Source organism: Streptomyces sp. NPDC101152 (genome assembly GCF_044768275.1).
Taxonomy (GTDB): Bacteria; Actinomycetota; Actinomycetes; order Streptomycetales; family Streptomycetaceae; genus Streptomyces.
The window spans coordinates 43,280-61,642 of sequence record NZ_JBIWPO010000022.1; the positions used below are offsets into that span (position 1 = coordinate 43,280).

At 72.9% G+C, this 18,363-nt stretch carries 15 protein-coding genes and 1 pseudogene; 11 read left to right on the top strand and 5 right to left on the bottom strand.

Translation table 11 applies throughout. The features are described 5' to 3' along the window. Positions 1-169: 169 nt before the first annotated feature. The 4 genes and pseudogenes from lanKC to ACIRVK_RS26025 form a co-directional block, all read left to right on the top strand. Positions 170-2,737, top strand: a complete 2,568-nt coding sequence (gene lanKC / locus ACIRVK_RS26010) for a class III lanthionine synthetase LanKC (protein WP_404250997.1) — start codon at positions 170-172, stop codon at positions 2,735-2,737. Between the two features lie 73 nt (positions 2,738-2,810). After that, a complete protein-coding gene (locus ACIRVK_RS26015) occupies positions 2,811-2,927 on the top strand; it encodes a SapB/AmfS family lanthipeptide (RefSeq protein ID WP_030937754.1) in 117 nt (38 codons plus the stop codon). 91 nt (positions 2,928-3,018) lie between these two features. Further along, positions 3,019-4,695: an ABC transporter ATP-binding protein gene (locus ACIRVK_RS26020; protein WP_404250999.1), complete on the top strand. Its 1,677-nt coding sequence runs from the start codon at positions 3,019-3,021 to the stop codon at positions 4,693-4,695. Then, positions 4,688-5,605 (top strand): annotated as a pseudogene (locus ACIRVK_RS26025) (ABC transporter ATP-binding protein); the annotation flags it as partial. The gene ACIRVK_RS26020 and the pseudogene ACIRVK_RS26025, both read left to right, overlap by 8 nt. 162 nt (positions 5,606-5,767) lie before the next feature. Here ACIRVK_RS26025 and ACIRVK_RS26030 read toward each other — a convergent pair. Continuing rightward, positions 5,768-6,052, bottom strand: coding sequence for a DUF5955 family protein (locus ACIRVK_RS26030; RefSeq protein WP_404251134.1), 285 nt, complete (start codon positions 6,050-6,052; stop codon positions 5,768-5,770). A 198-nt stretch (positions 6,053-6,250) separates the two neighbouring features. Here ACIRVK_RS26030 and ACIRVK_RS26035 point away from each other — a divergent pair, with 198 nt between their 5' ends. Beyond that, positions 6,251-6,850 (top strand): NTP transferase domain-containing protein, encoded by a 600-nt coding sequence (locus ACIRVK_RS26035; RefSeq protein ID WP_404251001.1) that lies wholly within the window; start codon positions 6,251-6,253, stop codon positions 6,848-6,850. Positions 6,851-7,034: 184 nt separating this feature from the next. Then, positions 7,035-8,660 carry a malate synthase A gene (gene aceB / locus ACIRVK_RS26040; protein ID WP_404251003.1) on the top strand — a complete coding sequence of 542 codons (1,626 nt, stop codon included), beginning with the start codon at positions 7,035-7,037 and terminating at the stop codon, positions 8,658-8,660. Positions 8,661-8,746: 86 nt separating this feature from the next. Here aceB and ACIRVK_RS26045 read toward each other — a convergent pair whose 3' ends face one another. Beyond that, positions 8,747-9,652 carry a HipA family kinase gene (locus tag ACIRVK_RS26045; RefSeq protein WP_404251136.1) on the bottom strand — a complete coding sequence of 302 codons (906 nt, stop codon included), beginning with the start codon at positions 9,650-9,652 and terminating at the stop codon, positions 8,747-8,749. Positions 9,653-9,762: 110 nt separating this feature from the next. Here ACIRVK_RS26045 and ACIRVK_RS26050 point away from each other — a divergent pair, with 110 nt between their 5' ends. Beyond that, complete coding sequence (locus ACIRVK_RS26050; protein WP_404251138.1) at positions 9,763-10,452, top strand: GAF and ANTAR domain-containing protein; 690 nt, start codon at positions 9,763-9,765, stop codon at positions 10,450-10,452. A gap of 25 nt (positions 10,453-10,477) precedes the next feature. Here the strand turns inward: ACIRVK_RS26050 and ACIRVK_RS26055 are convergent, their stop codons facing one another. Beyond that, complete coding sequence (locus tag ACIRVK_RS26055; RefSeq protein ID WP_404251005.1) at positions 10,478-12,010, bottom strand: IucA/IucC family protein; 1,533 nt, start codon at positions 12,008-12,010, stop codon at positions 10,478-10,480. Positions 12,011-12,123: 113 nt separating this feature from the next. Between ACIRVK_RS26055 and ACIRVK_RS26060 the strand changes: the two genes are divergently transcribed. The 3 genes from ACIRVK_RS26060 to ACIRVK_RS26070 are packed head-to-tail and all read left to right on the top strand — an operon-like array spanning position 12,124 to position 15,768. After that, complete coding sequence (locus ACIRVK_RS26060) at positions 12,124-13,662, top strand: IucA/IucC family protein (protein ID WP_404251007.1); 1,539 nt, start codon at positions 12,124-12,126, stop codon at positions 13,660-13,662. 16 nt (positions 13,663-13,678) lie between these two features. Continuing rightward, complete coding sequence (locus tag ACIRVK_RS26065) at positions 13,679-14,953, top strand: VWA domain-containing protein (protein WP_404251009.1); 1,275 nt, start codon at positions 13,679-13,681, stop codon at positions 14,951-14,953. Next, positions 14,953-15,768 carry a hypothetical protein gene (locus ACIRVK_RS26070; protein WP_404251011.1) on the top strand — a complete coding sequence of 272 codons (816 nt, stop codon included), beginning with the start codon at positions 14,953-14,955 and terminating at the stop codon, positions 15,766-15,768. Before ACIRVK_RS26065 ends, ACIRVK_RS26070 begins: the two co-directional genes overlap by 1 nt. A gap of 46 nt (positions 15,769-15,814) precedes the next feature. On the opposite strand, the gene ACIRVK_RS26075 is transcribed toward ACIRVK_RS26070, so the two are convergent. Then, a complete protein-coding gene (locus tag ACIRVK_RS26075) occupies positions 15,815-16,441 on the bottom strand; it encodes a winged helix-turn-helix transcriptional regulator (protein WP_404251013.1) in 627 nt (208 codons plus the stop codon). 87 nt (positions 16,442-16,528) lie between these two features. Here ACIRVK_RS26075 and ACIRVK_RS26080 point away from each other — a divergent pair, with 87 nt between their 5' ends. After that, positions 16,529-17,737 (top strand): pyridoxal phosphate-dependent aminotransferase, encoded by a 1,209-nt coding sequence (locus ACIRVK_RS26080; protein WP_404251015.1) that lies wholly within the window; start codon positions 16,529-16,531, stop codon positions 17,735-17,737. A 9-nt stretch (positions 17,738-17,746) separates the two neighbouring features. Here ACIRVK_RS26080 and ACIRVK_RS26085 read toward each other — a convergent pair whose 3' ends face one another. Further along, the gene (locus ACIRVK_RS26085) at positions 17,747-18,205 is read right to left on the bottom strand and encodes an ATP-binding protein (RefSeq protein ID WP_404251017.1); all 459 of its coding nucleotides are present in this window, start codon (positions 18,203-18,205) and stop codon (positions 17,747-17,749) included. Between the last annotated feature and the right edge of the window lie 158 nt (positions 18,206-18,363).

Genomic DNA, 18,363 nt, shown 5'->3' on the forward strand with positions numbered 1-18,363 from the left:
CTCGCGCAGCCCCTGTGAGCGTTCCGTGGAGGTCAGAAGGCGTGTCCACTCGAAAGGCGCCGAACAAGTCTTGACCCGTGCGTACCGCACGGTGAGCTCGTGACAGGCGTGACTGTCGGCGGCCGTGGCCCGGCTGGAAGGCTCGATGCCGGGCCACGGAAGGGGATCCATGGACAAGCGGTACGAGGTGTACGCCCTCGCGGACAGACACTTCTACGACACGCCGGACCGGCTCGCCGCCGCAGGTGAGCGGGCCGCACCGCTGTTCGCGACGGCCCGCCGCGAGGTTCCGCGGGGGTGGGAGGCGGCGCGGATCGGGGACTGGCTGACGCTGACGCCGCTGGAGGCGGACGGGAGCCCGGTGTCCGGGCCGGCGCAGGGCTGGAAGATCCACGCGTCGGCCACCCGGGAGAACGCGGAGCGGATCGCGGCGACCGTGTGGGACTACTGCGTGCCGCGCCGGATCCCGTTCAAGTTCGTCCCGGGCCCGCATCTGCTGCATCTGCGCAACACCAAGTACGCGAGGCGCGACACCAGCGGCAAGTTCGTGACGGTCTACCCGGCCGACGAGGAGCAGCTGCACCGGGTGCTGCGCGAGCTGGGCGACCTGCTGAGGGGCTGCGAGGGGCCGTACATCCTCACCGACCTGCGCTGGGGCGAGGGCCCGCTCTACGTCCGTTACGGCGCGTTCGCCCGCGCCTTCACCGTGGACGAGCGCGGCTCGCTCGTGCCGGCCGTGCGTGACGGCGAGGGGCGGCTGGTGCCGGACCGGCGGGCGCCGTCCTTCCAGGTGCCCGAGTGGGTGACGCTGCCGGGCTTCCTCGAACCGCATCTGGCGGCGCGCAACACGACGACGGTGGGCGAGCTGCCTTACCGCATCGAGAAGGCGCTGCACTTCTCCAACGGTGGCGGGGTGTACGCGGGCACCGACACGCGTGACGGCCGGCAGGTGGTGCTCAAGGAAGGGCGGCCGCACGCGGGGCTGGCCTCGGACGGGGCGGACGCGATCACGCGGCTGGAGCGGGAGAAGGCGGCGCTGGAGCGGGTGGCGGGGACGGGTGTGGTGCCCGAGGTGCGGGACTGGTTCACGCTGGGCGAGCACCGGTTCCTGGTCATGGACTTCGTCGAGGGGCGCCCGCTGAACTCGTTCTTCGCCGAGCGCCATCCGCTGCTCACGCCGGACCCGGATCCCGGGGCCGTCGCCCGGTACACCGAGTGGGCGGTGCGCGTCCACGGTGCGGTGGAGCGCGCGGTCGAGGCCGTGCACGCGCGCGGGATCGTCTTCAACGACCTGCACGTCTTCAACATCATGGTCGCCCCGGACGAGGAGTCGGTCTTCCTCATCGACTTCGAGGCGGCCGCCCCGGCGTCGGAGAACGGCCGCCAGGTCGTCGCCCACCCCGGCTTCTTCGCCCCGCCCGACCGCACCGGAACCGACGTCGACCGCTACGCGCTCGCCTGCTTACGGCTCGCTCTCTTCCTGCCCGTCACCACCCTGTTCGTGGTCGACCGGGGCAAGGCGGCCCATCTGGCCGAGGTCGTGGCCGAGCAGTTCCCGGACGTGCCGCGGGGCTTCCTCGACGAGGCGGTCGCGGAGATCACCCGCGGCCCCGGCGTGACCGCCCCGGCCCTCGTGCGGCCCGGGGACTGGCCCGGCAGCCGTGACTCCATGGTCAAGGCGATCCTCGCCTCCGCCACCCCCGAGCGGGACGACCGCCTCTTCCCGGGCGACATCGCCCAGTTCTCCGACGGCGGCGGACTCGGACTCGCCCACGGAGCGGCCGGGGTCCTGTACGCGCTGGCCGAGACCGGCGCCGAGCGCTACGAGGAGGGCGAGCGCTGGCTCCTCGCGCACAGCGACCCGCCGCCGGCCGGCACCCCGCTCGGCCTGTACGACGGACTCGCGGGCGTCGCCCTCGTCCTGGACCGGCTCGGCCACCGCCGGCGCGCCCTGGACCTGGTCGAGGGCATCCTCGCGGAGAAGTGGCACCATCTCTCCTCCGACCTGAACGGCGGACTGGCCGGCCTCGGCCTGGTCCTCGGGCACCTGGCCGACCGCACAGGTGAGTCCGCGCTGGACGAGCGGGCCGCCGAGGCCGCCGACATCGTCGTACGACGTCTCGCCGAGCCGCTCCCGGACCAGCCCCGGCGCCGGGCCGGGCTGCTGCGCGGGTCGAGCGGGCCCGCCCTGTTCCTGCTGCGGCAGTACGAACGCGTCGGCGACGCACGGCTGCTGGAGGCGGCCCAGACGGCGCTGCGCCGGGACCTGGAGTGCTGTGTCGTCCAGCAGAGCGGCGGCGGACTCGAGGTCGACGAGGGCTGGCGTACCCTGCCCTACCTCGGCGACGGCAGCGCCGGGATCGGCATGGTCCTCGACGACCTCCTCGCGCACAGCGCCGACGCCGAGTTCGAGAAGGCACGGGCCGGCATCCTCACCGCCGCGAGTTCCCGTTTCTACGCGCAGCCCGGTCTCTTCCAGGGCCGCGCCGGAATGATCCTGCACCTCAGCCGCACCACGGCGCCGGACGCCACCGACGGGCGGCTCGCCGAGCAGATCGCCTCACTGGGCTGGTACGCGATGGCGTACCAGGGCCAACTGGCCTTCCCCGGGCACCAGATGATGCGGCTCTCCATGGACCTCGCCACCGGAACGGCGGGCTGCCTGCTCGCGCTCGACGCGGCCACCACGGGCACCGCCCGGCTGCCGTTCCTGCCGCCGCCCCGGCGGCCCTCATGACGCGGCTCCGCGATCTGACGGAGTCGTGACCCAACCCCGTCCCCACGGGTGGACGCAGAAGGAAGGAAACGAAATGGCACTGCTCGACCTGCAGACCATGGAATCCGACGAGCACACCGGCGGTGGCGGCGCCAGCACGGCCAGCCTGCTCTCCTGCATCAGCGCCGCGAGCGTTCTGCTCTGTCTCTGACGCGCACCGTGTGCTCACGGCTCCGGGCGGTCACCCCCTGCGGGGGAAGGGCCGCCCGGGGTCCTGCGTACCCCTTCGACCTGGGGGCCGTATGACGACGACCTGGGCGGACGCCGGACGGCACAGCGGGACCCGCTGCGTGGCCCTGTGTCTGGTCGGCGCGGCCTCGACCGGCGCCGGTCTGCTGCTGCCGGCGGCCCTCGGCCGCACTCTGGACCTGCTGCTGGCCCACGCCCCCGCGACCCGCTGGGTGCTGTCGTGCGCCGGGCTCGTCCTGCTGGCGGCCCTCCTCGACGCCTGCGAGACGGTACTCACCGGCACCGTCGACGCCCGGACCACCGCGTGGCTGCGGCGCCGGCTGACCGGGCATGTCCTGGCCCTGGGCCCCCGGGCCACCGCCCGCTTCGGGCCCGGTGACCTCGTCGCCCGTCTCGTCGGCAACGCGGCACAGGCCGGGACCGCTCCGGCCGCCCGCGCCGCGCTGCTCGCCGCGCTGGCCGGGCCGGTGGGGGGCGTCGTGGCGCTGGGTCTCATCGACCCGTGGCTGGCTGCCGTGTTCCTCGCCGGAGCACCCGTACTGACCCTGCTGCTGAAGGCGTTCGCCCGCGACACGAGCCGGTCCGTGGCGGAGTACCAGCGGGTGCAGGGGCGGATCGCGACCGCGCTCGCGGAGGCGGTGGACGGCCGGCGGACGGTCCGGGCGGCGGGTACGGCGGACCGGGAGGCGGCACGGATCCTGCGCCCCCTGCCCGAACTGTCCCGCGCGGGCCAGCGGATGTGGCGGGTCCAGGGGCGCGCGGCCGGACAGGCGAGCGCCGTCGCCCCGCTGCTGCAGCTCGGTGTCGTCGCCGTCGCCGGAGTCCTGCTCACCCGGCACCGCCTGACGGTCGGTGAGCTGCTCGCGGCTTCCCGGTACGCGGTCCTCGCGGCCGGAGTGGGCGTGCTGGTCGGGCAGTTCGCGAGCCTCGCCCGGGCGCGGGCCGCCGCGGGACGCGTCGACGAAGTGCTGGCGGAGCCCGCGCCCGCCTACGGCGACCGGCGACTGCCGCGTGGGCCGGGCCGTCTGGAGCTGCGGGGTGTCACCGTCCGGCGCGGCGGACGCACCGTCCTCGACGGCGTCGACCTCGTCGTCCCGGGCGGCACCACCCTCGCCCTGGTCGGCCGCTCCGGCACCGGGAAGTCCCTGCTCGCCGCACTGGCTGGACGGCTGGACGACCCGGACGCCGGGGAGATCCTGCTGGACGGCGTGGAGCTGCGCGAGCTGTCCCACGACGAGCTGCGCGGGGCCGTCGGCTACGCCTTCGAACGTCCCGCGCTCCTCGGCACCACCGTCGAGGACGCCCTCACCCTCGGCCTGCCGTCGCCCTCGCCCGCCCGCGTCCGCGAGGCGGCCCGCACGGCCCACGCGGACGGCTTCGTGCGCCGTCTGCCGCAGGGCTACGCCACCCCCTGCGCCGGCGCCCCCCGTTCCGGAGGGGAGACCCAACGCCTGGGCCTCGCCCGCGCCTTCGCCCACGGCGGGCGGCTGCTGATCCTCGACGACGCCCTCTCGAGCCTCGACACCGTCACGGAGTCCCGCATCGCCGAAGCGCTGCTGTCCCGTGGCACGGGCGGTACCCGGCTCCTCGTCGCCCACCGCGCGGCGACCGCGGCGCGTGCCGACGCGGTGGCCTGGCTGGAGGGCGGCCGGATCCGGGCCGTGGGGACCCACGCGCGGCTGTGGCGGGACGCGGAGTACCGGTCGGTGTTCGGGGGGCCGGATGACTGACGGCATCTTCCGGCGCGGGCTGCGATTCCTGCGGGCCCGGTGGCGGGTCCTGGTCCGGCTCGGTGTCTGGTCCGTGCTGGAGACGGGACAGACCTTTCTCACCGGGTACGCCCCGGCACGCGCGCTCGACGAGGGGTTCCTGGCCGGGCGGGGAGCCGTGGGCCTGGCCTGGCTCGCGGTGGCCGGGGCGGGCGTGGCGGTGGGGGCGTACGGGACCGCGCGGGTGTACGGGGCCGTCGCCGCGCTGGTGGAACCGCTGCGGGACCGGCTGGTGGAGCGGGTGGTCGGGCGCGGGGTGCGGGAGGCCGACGGCGGGGCGCTGTCCCGGCTCACCCAGCAGGTGGAGATCGCCCGGGACACGTTCGCCGGGCTGGTCATGGTGTCGCGGTCGTTCCTGTTCACCTCGGTGGGCGCGCTGGCCGGGCTGTGCTCCCTCGACCCGCTCCTCCTGCTGGTCGTCGGGCCGCCCCTGGTGACCGGCATCGCCCTGTTCGCGGCGACACTGCGGCCCCTGGCCCGCCGGCAGGAGGCGTTCCTCGTCGCCGACGAGGCGCTCGCCGACGGGCTGGGCACCGTGTGCCCCGGACTGCGGGACGTCACGGCGACGGGCGCGGAGGAGACGATCGCCGCCGACGCCGGGGAGCGTATCGACGCGGAGTTCTACGCCGCCCGGTCCCTCGCCCGCTGGGGCGTGCTGCGGGTCGTGGCCCTCGCGGTCGGGGGTCAACTCCCGATCGTGCTGCTGCTGGTCGCCGCGCCCTGGCTGCTGGGCCACGGCGTCACCACGGGCGCCCTGGTCGGGGCGCTCGCCTACACGACCCAGTCCCTGCTCCCGGCGCTCCACAACCTCGTCCACGGCCTGGGCACGAGCGGCGCCCGTCTCACGGTGGTGCTGCGCCGGCTAGTGCCGCGGCAGGCGACGTTTGCCCGGTCAGGAGCGGCGTCCGGGGCCTCCTCTCGGCGTGCCGGACGGAAGACGCCGTTGATGGACCGGACGTGCTTGGGGTTTCGGCCGGTGCGGCGAGAGGGCGTGCCGGGCGTCGCGACGGGGCGGCCGTTGCCTGCCGCGGCACTAGCTCCTCGGTTCTCCGAACAGTTCCACCGCGTTGCGTACCTCCGTCAGGCCTCGGGACAGGGCGCTCACCGAGCCGATCGCTGCCGTCACCAGCAACAGGGAGCTGCGCAGGCGGGGGACTTCCGGGGTGCCGTAGGCGACCATGGCGGCGAGGGCGGCCAGTTCGTCCTCGGCGATGGCGCGGTCGGGGAACTCGGCCGGATGTGCGGCCAGTTCACGGCGCAGGCGGGCCACCGCGGTTCGCAGTCCCGCCACTCTCGGGTCCTCGTCACTGCCGGTCACTGGCCTCTGCCCCACGCTCCGCAACACAGCTCCCCCCTCACACACCGGTGATCGCGCCGAGCAGCCCCTGCGGCGTTGGTCGGGCGCCGGGGGACGCGGGTCAGTAAACGCCACCCGACGCCAAGCGCGCCACCGTGCGGACCGAAATTCAGACCCCGGAAACCGGGCACCCGCCCGGGCGTCAGGTATGCAGGAGGAATGACGGACAACCATCGGCACGTGACCGGACTGCTGCTCGCCGCGGGCGGCGGGCGGCGCCTCGGCGGACGGCCCAAGGCGCTGCTCGAACACCGCGGGCGACCGCTCGTCGAGCACGCGGTCACCGTGCTCCGCGAGGCGGGCTGCGGACGGGTCCACGTGGTGCTGGGCGCCGCGGCGGACACCGTACGAGAGCGGGCGCGACTGGACGGGTGCGTGCTCGTCGAGAACACCGAGTGGGCCGACGGCATGGGGTCGTCCCTGCGTGCGGGCCTGGGTTCGCTCGCCGGCACGGGAGCGCGGGCCGCGCTCGTGTCGCTCGTCGACCAGCCGGGCATCGGGGCCAAGGCCGTGCGGCGGGTGCTCGCCGCGTACCGGAACGAGGACTCGCTCGTCTGCGCCGCCTACGACGGCGTACGCGGCCACCCGGTCCTCCTCGGCGCGGCCCACTGGGCCGGCGTCGCGGCGAGCGCGAGCGGGGACCGGGGCGCACGTGCCTATCTGACGGAGCACCAGGAGGCGGTCACGCTGGTCGAGTGCGGGGACGTTGCGCGGGGGTACGACATCGACACCGAGGCCGATCTCGCACACCTGGAGTGAGCACGGTGGCACGCAGCGCCATCTTTCCTCGACCCGGAGAATCTCGACGTCAACAGATCATTGAACTTCCACAATGAGGAAACTAGTATCCACTGTTCAGAAGCACCCCACCGCTCCCGGGGTGCCGCCCGCCGTACCCGGTTCGACTGGCACCCGGTGCCACCGCTGAAGGAAGTGACAGCTCATGTCCGCACCAGCGCCGTCCCCGCTGGCCATCGTCGACGCCGAGCCCCTGCCCCGGCAGGAGGAGGTCCTCACCGAGGCGGCGCTCGCCTTCGTGGCCGAGCTGCACCGGCACTTCACGCCACGCCGTGACGAGCTCCTCGCCCGCCGCGCCGAGCGCCGCGCCGAGATCGCCCGCACCCCCACCCTCGACTTCCTCCCTCAGACCGCCGCGATTCGCGCCGACGACTCCTGGAAGGTGGCCCCCTGCCCCGCGGCCCTCGAAGACCGCCGCGTGGAGATCACCGGTCCCACCGACCGCAAGATGACCATCAACGCCCTCAACTCGGGCGCGCGGATCTGGCTCGCCGACTTCGAGGACGCCTCGGCACCGACCTGGGAGAACGTCGTCACCGGCCAGGTCAACCTGATCGACGCGTACACACGGAACATCGACTTCACCGACCCGGCGAGCGGCAAGTCGTACGCCCTGCGCCCGAACGAGGAGCTGGCGACGGTCGTCATGCGCCCGCGCGGCTGGCACCTGGACGAGCGGCACCTCGTCGACGCGGACGGCGATCAGGTCCCCGGTGCCCTCGTCGACTTCGGCCTCTACTTCTTCCACAACGCCCGGCGCCTGCTCGACCTCGGCAAGGGCCCGTACTTCTACCTCCCGAAGACCGAGTCGCACCTCGAAGCGCGCCTGTGGAACGACGTGTTCGTCTTCGCGCAGGACCACCTGGGCATCCCGCAGGGCACCGTCCGCGCGACCGTGCTGATCGAGACGATCACGGCGGCGTACGAGATGGAGGAGATCCTCTACGAACTCCGCGACCACGCCTCGGGGTTGAACGCAGGCCGCTGGGACTACCTGTTCTCGATCGTGAAGAACTTCCGTGACGGCGGCGCCAAGTTCGTCCTCCCGGACCGCAACGCCGTCACGATGACGGCCCCGTTCATGCGGGCGTACACGGAACTCCTCGTCCGTACCTGCCACAAGCGCGGCGCGCACGCCATCGGCGGGATGGCGGCGTTCATCCCCTCCCGCCGGGACGCCGAGGTCAACAAGGTCGCCTTCGAGAAGGTCCGCGCCGACAAGGACCGTGAGGCGAACGACGGTTTCGACGGCTCCTGGGTCGCCCACCCCGACCTGGTCCCGATCGCCATGGAGTCCTTCGACAAGGTCCTCGGCGACAAACCGAACCAGAAGGACCGGCTGCGCGAGGACGTCCACGTCGAGGCGGCCGACCTGATCGCGATCGACTCCCTGGACGCCAGGCCGACGTACGCCGGTCTGGTCAACGCCGTCCAGGTGGGCATCCGTTACATCGAGGCGTGGCTGCGCGGCCTCGGCGCGGTCGCCATCTTCAACCTCATGGAGGACGCGGCCACCGCCGAGATCTCGCGTTCGCAGATCTGGCAGTGGATCAACGCGGGCGTCGAGTTCGAGAACGGGGAGAAGGCCACCCCGGAGCTGGCCCGCAAGGTCGCCTCCGAGGAACTCGAGGCCGTCCGCGCGGAGATCGGCGAGGAGGCCTTCGCGGCCGGTCACTGGCAGCAGGCCCACGACCTGCTGCTCCAGGTCTCCCTCGACGAGGACTACGCGGACTTCCTCACCCTGCCCGCGTACGAGCAGCTGCGCGGCTGAGCCTCACCCCTCCGAGTGGCCCAGGGACTGTCCCGGGGCCACTCGGTCGCGTCCGGCCTCTGCCCGCTTCGGCCGCCGGCTCGGAATCATCCGAGGTGCGCCGACCAGTCCTGTTCGGCCGCCGGTTTGCCGTGCAGGTCGGGGACCTGCTTGAGCCACGCGGGCCGTCCTCGCTGGTTCCTCGCCGCGCGCACGGCCTCCTCGGCGGCGAGCTCCTCGCGGCTCGGGAAGTCGGTGGGCAGCCACCGCGCCGACGCGCGCACGCGCGCGTGGAGATACGTCACGTACGCCGCGCGCGCCTCCCCGGGCGAGGAGTGGTCGGTGAGCCAGGCGTCGGGGACCTCGGCCACGACCTCGCGCAGCAGCTCCTCGGTCACCCGGGGCGCGAGTTCGGCGTCGGCGGCGCGGACGTCGGGTCCGTACTGGCCGAGAGCGTGGTGACGGAAGTCGTACGTCTTCTCGGGGTCGGTGGCGTCCCAGCGGTGGTGGAAGACGAGGGCGGCGCCGTGGTCGATCAGCCACAGGCGCGGGGGCACCGTCCCGAGCGTCGGCCAGATCATCAGGTTGGAGCTGAGGACCGTGCGGTCGACGTTCGCGGTCAGCGCGTCCAGCCACACGACGCGCCCGGCCTCCAGCGGGTCGACGCGGAAGTGCTCGGCCACCTCGGGAGTGAAGTCCTGGGCGCCCGGCAGATAGTCCATGCCGAGGTTGACGCCCGCGCTCGCGCCGTGCAGGTCCCGCACCTCCTGGTGCGGTTCCGCGGCGGCGATCGCCGGGTCGAAGTGCACCAGGACCAGCTCCGGGAAACGCAGCCCCAGCGCCCGCGCCAGCTCCCCCACGATCACCTCGGCGACCAGCGCCTTGCGGCCCTGCGCGGAGCCCGTGAACTTCACCACATAGGTGCCCAGGTCGTCGGCCTCGACGACACCCGGCACGGAGCCGCCGGACCGCAGGGGCGCGACGTAGCGGGTTGCGGTGACCTCTCTCAACATCATGAAGTGACCATAGTAACCAGGCGTGACAACCGCAGGCCTGTTTCCGCCGGGACCGGGCAGAGGCCGGGAGTAGGGTGGGCGAGGCGGCGGATGAGGCGGTGGCGCGGGTGGAGTGGCAGGAGTTCGCCGAACAGATGGCCCTGCTCGCACGGGACCTGCTGGCGAAGGACTCGGTTCAGGCGACGCTGGACGAGATCGCCGCATCGGCCGTGCGGCTGCTGCCCGGCTGCGACGCGGCGGGGATCCTGGCGATGCGCAAGGGCCGTGCCGTCACCCTGGCCGTGTGCGGGGAGATGGTCGAGGAGAGCGACCGGCTGCAGGGACGGCTCGCCGAGGGCCCCTGCTTCGACCTCGCCCGCGATCACGAAGGTGACCGGGTGTACCGCATCGCCGACATGACCGATCCGCAGCCGAACTGGCCGCGCTTCGCCGTCGGCGCCCGCGACCTCGGTGTGGGCAGCATGGCCGGCATCCTGCTGTACACCGACCGGCAGGACTTCGGCGCGCTGAACCTCTACGCGCGCCGCCCCGGCGCCTTCGGCAAGGAGATGGAGACCGCGGGCTGGCTGCTGGCCTCGCACGCGGCCGTGGCCCTGTCCAGCGCCCACACCGTCGACCAGCTCGAGCACGCCATGGAGACCCGGCACGCCATCGGTGAGGCCATGGGCATCCTCATGGAACGTCACAGCATGAGCGAGGACGACGCCTTCGCCGTGCTGCGCCGCATCTCCCAGGACCACAACATGAAGCTGCGCGACATCGCACGGCGGGTCAGCGACGAACACAACGGGAAGTGAGGCGGGTGACCGCGCTCCCGCCCCCTCACCCGGCCAGCGGATTGGGCAGCGGCAGGTAGCGGGCGTCCGCGCCGTCGGCGCCGGTCCAGCGCAGCAGGAGGTTGGTCTTGCCGGGCAGGGTCGGGGAGGCGAGCAGGGCGGCCGTCTCGGGCAGGTCGTGGCGGGCCAGCGCGCGGCGGGCGGCGGGCCAGGGGTCGAGGCCGGGGTGGTGTTCGGCCAGGGCGGCGGCGACCTCGCTGAGGTGGTTGACGACCAGGCAGTACACCAGCCGTTCCCAGCCGGCCGCCCGGTCCACGTCCGTCAGCAGCTTCACGCCCTCCGCGTCCCGGAACAGGGCCTGCACCGGTGTCCCGTCGGCGTCCACCGCGACCAGCACGTTCTGCAGATGCGCCTCGAGCACGACACCGTGCTCGGCGAAGGCGGACAGCGCCGGGGGCACGACGACCGCCAGGTACGCCTCCCACCAGGCCGCCGGATCCGCGGCCCCGGCGAGCGGGTCGCCCTCGAAGCCCTCCACGAGGCCCGCGGCGAGCAGCGGGGTCGCGCCGGGCAGCAGATGGCCGCGCAGCCCGTCGCGGACGAGCACCGCGAGCTCCTCGAAGGCGAAGGCGGCGGTGCGGTAGCCGCGGTCGCTCAGCCAGGCCGCCGGCCCCCCGGCGAGGGCGCGCCCGGCGGCCTCGTCCGTGCGGCGGAGTTTGAGCAGGTCGTGGCGCCACAGCCGCCGGATGTCGTTGGTGATGCGCACGTCGAGGCTGAACTTCAGGAAAAGATCCTGCTCGGGGGCGTACAGGGTGCGGATCGCGGCCGTCGGCCAGGTGTCCGCATCGGTGGTGCCGAGCCGGACCAGGCGGCCGTCGGCGAAGGCCTCCGTCAGGTCGACCAGCTCCAGCTGCCAGGGATGCGCGGGCAGCAGCCGGTAGCCCGGCGGGGCCTCGCCCAGCGCGTCCAGCGCCGAGGTGTCGCCCTCCTCGACGACCGAGTCCTCACGCAGCCCGAGCAGCACCAGCGGGAAGCTCGCGTACGCCTCCGGGGCGTACGGCAGCCAGCCCGCGACCGGGCCGCCGCCGCGCGCCTTGGGCGCCGGGTGGTAGGGGTGGCCGGTGACGAGCGACTGCTCGGAACGCCGGTACGGGTCCGTGGGCGCCGTCCGCCGCGCGCGGGCGGCGAGGAGCGCGGCCACCGCGTCTCGGCTGTCGATCATCTCGGCGGGGAGTTCGTGGTTGGTCAGGCCGGTGTCGCGGCGCAGTTCCTCCGCGACGAGCTTGACCAGCTCGGTGTGGCCGACGCGGTGCCAGGCGCCGGCCGTGTACACCTCGGGGTCGGCGGGACGCCGGTCGCCGCGCACCCGCAGCAGACGGTCGACACCGGGCAGCCGGTAGGTTCGGATCGCGTCGGCGCCCGCCCCGGGCGGTCCGGCCGTGGTGCCGTGCGGGCGAGAATCGGCCAACGGTTCGGCGACCTCGCGGAGCAGACAGTTGAGCAGCGGCGCGGCGGCGTACGCGTCGGCGCGGTCGGTGTCGTCGGCTGCGGGCGGGAGGTTGAGATCCACGCGTTCCACTCGTTCCCTGAGGTCCGTTCGAGGCCAAGACGATCAGTTCGGGGCCAAGACGATCAGTATGGAGGGCGTCGCATCCTGTTCATGACGCCGTACTTCCTGCGAGGAGCCAGCCCGTGCACCGTCCCCACCCCGCGGAGGCCGAGGTCGCCGACGAGCTGGCCGCCGTACGCCCCGGCCTGCTGCCACGGTACGCGGCCGAGCTGTCCGGCGCCCGGGCGGCCGTACTGACCCGGCTGTGGCGGGCGCTCGCCCATGAGCCGCTGCCCTGGATCACCGGCCGCGAGCCGGGCCGGGACGGGCTCACCCTGCGCTTGCGGGACGGGCGCCGGCTGCACGGACCGGCGGCCGACCCGTACGCGACCACCGAGTACGTCACGGCCGTAAGCCTCGACGACATGGAGTACGACCATCCGGCGCTGCTGATGACCGACCTGGCCGTGCCGCACGGGAGCGGCTTCGCGGCCGAACTCGCGCACAGCGTCGCCTCGTTGGCGCTGTCGAGGGCCGGCCAGGAGCCGGTCACGGAGGAGTGGCCCGAACGGGACCGGGAGTGGGAGCAGCGGGTGGTCGACGGGCACCCCTTCCACCCCAACTGCCGTTCCCGGCCCGGTTTCTCGGTGGTGGAGCAACTGGCGTACGGGCCCGAGCACCGGCCGGTCGTCGAGCTGGGGACGGTGCCGGTGGCGGCGGGCGAGTGCCTGGTGACCGGCGAGTGGCCGGACGAACTACGGGACGGGGGACGGCTGTTGCTGCCGGTGCACCCGTGGCAGGCGGCACACGTGCTCAAGCGCACCTGCGACCCATGGCTCGGCGCGCACCCGCTGATGTCCCTGCGCACGCTGGCTGTTCCCGGCGGTCCGCACGTCAAGACCGCGCTGAGCGCCCGGCTGACGTCCTCGGTGCGGGACATCTCGGTCTACTCGGTGGGCCTCTCGGCCACGCTGTCCTCGTTCGCCGAGTCGCTGGCCGCGCGCTGCGACGGTCTGTTGCACGTCACGCGCACCCTGGGCGCGGCCACGGCCGACTCCCCCGACCTCGCGGCGGTGTTGCGGGAGTCGCCACAGAAGTACGCGGCGACGGACAGCGGCGAGCGGGTCGTGCCGGTGGCCGCGCTGTCCACCACCGCGTTGCCCGCGTCCCCCTCCTGGCTCGCCGAGTTCACCCGCCTCGCCCTCACCGTCGGCCTGCGCCTGCTGGAGCTGGGTGTGGCCCTGGAGGCGCACGGTCAGAACCTGCTGGTGGTCCTGGACCGGACGGGTGCCCCGCTGCGGCTGGTCTACCGCGACCTGGCCGACATCCGGGTCAGCCCGGCCAGGCTGACCCGGCACGGCATCCCGGTTCCGGAGCTGAGCGGACGGATCGTCACGGACGACGTGCCGGTCCTGCGCCGCAAGCTGTTCGGCTCGCTGGTGGCGGGCGCCCTGGCCGGTACGGCGGGTTCGGCGCCGGTGCTCGGGACGGCGCTGGAGACAGCCGTACGGGATCTGCCCCGCTCGCCGGATCTGGTCGCGCTGGTCGGGGGGCCGCTGCCGACGAAGGCGTTGACGCTGATGCGGATGTCGCCGGGGACGGCGGGGGATCAGTGGGCGGAGCTGCCGAATCCGCTGAACTCCCGGTACCACCCCGCTCGTTTTGGATCATGGCGCACCTGATCAATAGGATCCGCCGATGATCAGAACACAACGGCTGGCGGCAGGAGTGTGCGCCCTGCTCGCCACCCTGGCGGCGGGGCTCGCCTTCCCGGCCGCGGCGAGCGCCGGCGAACCCACGGGCGGGGCCACGCCCAAGGTCGACCTCGTCCTCGACGTCAGTGGCTCCATGCGGACCCGGGACATCGACGGTGGGACCCGGATGGCGGCGGCGAAGCAGGCGTTCAACGAGGTGCTCGACGCGACACCGCAGGAGGTCCAGCTCGGCATCCGCACCCTCGGCGCCAACTACCCCGGCAACGACCGGAAGACGGGCTGCAAGGACACCGCGCAGCTCTACCCGGTCAGCACGCTCGACCGTACGGGGGCCAAGACGGCGGTGGCGACCCTCTCCCCCACCGGCTGGACGCCGATCGGCCCGGCGCTGCTGAAGGCGGCCGACGACCTCGCCGGCGGCGCGGGTTCCAAGCGGATCGTCCTGATCACCGACGGCGAGGACACCTGCGCCCCGCTCGACCCGTGCGAGGTGGCTCGCGCGATCGCCGCCAAGGGCATCGGCATGACCATCGACACGCTTGGCCTGGTCCCCGACACCAAGATGAACAAGCAGCTCAGCTGCATCGCCGAGGCGACCGGCGGGACGTACACCTCGGTCGAGCACACGGGCGAACTCACCAAGAAGGTCAACCAGTTGGTGGACCGCGCGGCCAACCCGGTGGTGACGCCGGTGGCCACCGAGGGCGCCTCGGGGTGCACGGACGCGCCGACGCTCAAGTCCGGCCTGTACAGCGACCGGGAGGAGTTCGGGCAGGAGCGCTGGTACCGGGTGGAGGTCCTGCCAGGCCAGGAACTGCGCGCCTCGGTGAGCGTGGCGGCCGACCGGGCCGTGACCCCCGCCTACGGCACGTTGCTGCGGGCCGTCACGGTGCACGGCCGCGAGATCGTGCGCGGGGAGGCCGCCGGCGACGGACGCACGGACGTCATCTCGACCGGGCTGCGTTACCCCGAGCCCCAACGGGACGGTGACGACAGCGACAAGCCGGCCGCCGAGACGGTGTGCCTGCAGGTCACCCACTCCTTCTCGGCCGCGCCGGGCGTCAAGACCACCCCCGGTCTCCCGCTGGAGCTGACGGTCGACGTCGTCGACGGCCCCTCGCCCGCGAGCGACGTGGCCTCCTTCGGGCTCGGACGCGGCTGGTGGCTGCTCGGGGTGCTGGTGCTGGTCGGGTTCCTGGCCGGTCTGATCTGGGGCTGGCTGTCGCGCTGGCGGGTCGCGGTCTGGAGGACCAACTGATGTGGATCACAAAAGCGTTGAGCGCAACACTGCTGGCCCTGGGCCTCGCGGCCGGCCCCGCGGCGGCCGACTCCTCACCGTCGCCCTCGCCCTCCTCGTCCTCGGACGGCGGCGCACCGACGACGGCGGGCACGTCCTTCCGTACGGCGACCGAGATCAAGCAGGGGCAGCGCGCCACGGCGAGCGCCTCCACCGGCGACTACCTGTACTGGTCCTTCCCCGCCGACGCCGGACAGCGCCCCACGGTCAGGACGACCGTGAAGCTGCCGCAGTCGCACGCGCCCCAGACCTGGCAGATCGATGTGTACGACGGCCTGCGCCGCCGCCAGTCCTGCCAGTACGGGGCGCAGACCCGTACGGTGGCGCAGGGCGACACGTCGGTCGATCTGGCCTGCGTCCTGCGCACGGTCCGCGCCTGGTCCGAGCCGTGGGCCAATGACCCGCTGCCCGGCACGTACTACGTCCGGCTGACGGTGCTGAACCTGACCACGGCCGACCTCGGCCAGCCGATCGGCGCCTTGCTCCAGGTCGACTCCAAGGACGTCGGCGGCGCTGCGGCGGTCGACGGCACCCTGGCGAAGCCACTGGTGCCGGGCATCTCCGTGTCCTCCAAGCCCGAGGAAAGTGCCGGGAGTTCGTCGAAGTCGGCGGTGCTGTCCAGCATCGAGCCCGAGGGCGGCTGGTCGTCCGGCTGGTGGTCCGACCGGTGGGTGTGGACCGGCGTGGGCGCGGTGCTCGCCGCCCTCGCGGGGATCGGCGGCTATGCGCTGACGCGGGGGTCGGGCCGGCCGTCGCGGGTGCCGCCGGGATCCTGACGGTACGCCAAGGGGCCCACCGGTTTCGCCTCGGTGGGCCCCTTCGTCACGCCTCCCTCAGCGCCTTCGCGAGCGTGCCGTCCCCGGTCACGGTGACCCGCCCGGCCCGTACCGCCTCGCCGAGCCCCAACTCCCCACGTGCCACGGCCGCGCAGGTCTCCGCGTCCAGTACGAGCCGTGCGTCCGGCTCGGCGGGGGCGGGCCCGTCACCGTACACCGGACCGTCCTCAGCGCCCACGTACAGGTGGAAGTCACCTTCCTCCAGGCGCACTTCGACCAGCCCCTCCCCCTCCAGCGCACGCAGCAGGGGCAGCGCGAACCAGTGGGCGCGCAGGGCGTCCGTGGGCCGCCGGTCGCCGAGCTCGGCCTGACCCCACCGGCTGAGCGCCTGCAGCACGGGCAGCAACTCCCGTCCACGGGGGGTCAGTTCATAGACGTAGGCCGCGCCGGGCGGTGGCAGCCGCCGCCTGCTGGTCAGGCCGTCACGCTCCATGTCCTTCAGCCGTGAGGCGAGTACGTCCGTGCTCACGCCCGGCAGGTCCGCGTGCAGGTCGGTGTAGCGGCGGGGACCGGCCAGCAGCTCCCGGACGATCAGCAGGGTCCAGCGGTCGCCCACCAGGTCCAGGGCGCGGGCTGCGGAACAGTACTGGTCGTAGCTTCGGCGAGGTGACATGCGACGCAGTCTAGACATGTTGTTGGACTTTCCAAGCTCGAACTTGGTAAAACCAAGCAACACACGAAACCGGAGGGGCGAGCGAGCATGGAGTTCCGGCAGTCGAACAAGCTCAGCGAGGTCTGTTACGAGATCCGCGGCCCGGTGATCGAGCACGCCAACGCGCTGGAGGAGGCGGGCCACAGCGTGCTGCGCCTGAACACCGGCAACCCCGCGGTGTTCGGCTTCGAGGCACCGGAGGAGATCCTCCAGGACATGATCCGGATGCTCCCGCAGGCCCACGGCTACACGGACTCCCGCGGCATCCTCTCCGCCCGCCGGGCCGTCGCCCAGCGCTACCAGACGCTCGGCCTCGAGGTCGGCGTCGACGACGTCTTCCTCGGCAACGGCGTCTCCGAACTGGTCTCCATGGCCGTACAGGCGCTGGTCGAGGACGGCGACGAGATCCTGATCCCCGCCCCCGACTTCCCCCTCTGGACGGCGGTGACAACGCTCGCCGGGGGCAAGGCGGTTCACTACCTCTGCGACGAACAGGCCGACTGGTACCCGGACCTGGCCGACATGGAGTCGAAGATCACGAGCCGCACCAAGGCCGTCGTGATCATCAACCCCAACAACCCGACCGGCGCGGTCTATCCGAAGGAGATCCTGGAGGGCATCCTCGACCTCGCCCGCCGCAACGGCCTGATGGTCTTCGCCGACGAGATCTACGACCAGATCCTGTACGACGACGCCGTGCACCACTCCGTCGCCGCCCTCGCCCCGGACCTGGTCGTCCTCACCTTCTGCGGTCTGTCGAAGACGTACCGGGTGGCCGGTTTCCGCTCGGGCTGGCTGGTGGTCACCGGCCCGAAGCAGCACGCGAGGGACTATCTGGAGGGCCTGACGATGCTGGCCTCCATGCGACTGTGCGCCAACGCGCCCGCCCAGTACGCCATCCAGGCCGCGCTCGGCGGCCGCCAGTCCATCCGCGAGCTGACCACCCCGGGCGGCAGGCTCTACGAACAGCGCAACGTCGCCTGGGAGAAACTCAACGAGATCCCCGGTGTGTCCTGCGTGAAGCCGAAGGGCGCGCTGTACGCCTTCCCGCGCATCGACCCCAAGGTCCACAAGATCCACGACGACGAGAAGTTCGTCCTCGACCTGCTGCTGCGGGAGAAGATCCAGGTGGTCCAGGGCACCGGCTTCAACTGGCCGGCCCCGGACCACTTCCGCATCCTCACGCTGCCCTACGCGGACGACCTGGAGGCGGCGATCGGACGGATCGGGCGGTTCCTCAGCGGGTACCGGCAGTAGCTTCTTCGGTCACCCGAGGGCGACTTCGCACCAGACCGTCTTGGTGTACGGGTCGTTGCCGGTCGTTCCCCAGTGGGTGGCCAGGGCCTCGACGAGGACGAGACCTCGGCCGGAGTCCGACTCCGGGGAGGGTGCCCGGAGGTCGCCGGGGGTCGGTGGACGGCGGTCGGGGCGGGGATCGGTGACCTCGATACGCAGGGCCGGGTCCGCCGGGTAGAGCGTGAGACGGAGGCGGAAGTCACGGCCGCGCACCCGGCCGTGCAGAGCGGCGTTCGCGGCGAGTTCGGCCACGAGGAGGGTCGCCGTGTGGTTGGCGTCGGTGTCGTAGGGCCAGCCCCAGCTGTCGAGTTGCTCGGCCGCGAGGCGGCGGGCGAGGCGGGCGCCTCTGGGCGTGGCCGAGAGGCGGATCGCGAAGTGGCGGACGGGGGCCGGGTGCGGGGCCGTCGTGGGGGCAATATCGGCGTTCATGTCACTCAGCGTGGTCACGCGACTCTACGCTGACCAGTAACGACAGCGGTACGTGGCGTCACTGTCCGGGTGCTGTCCGGCTCTGTCCGGGCGGTGTGGCGTCACGTCGTGCGTCGGCGGGGAGTTGGGTACGGGCGGCACGTGGAGGTGTCCGGGCG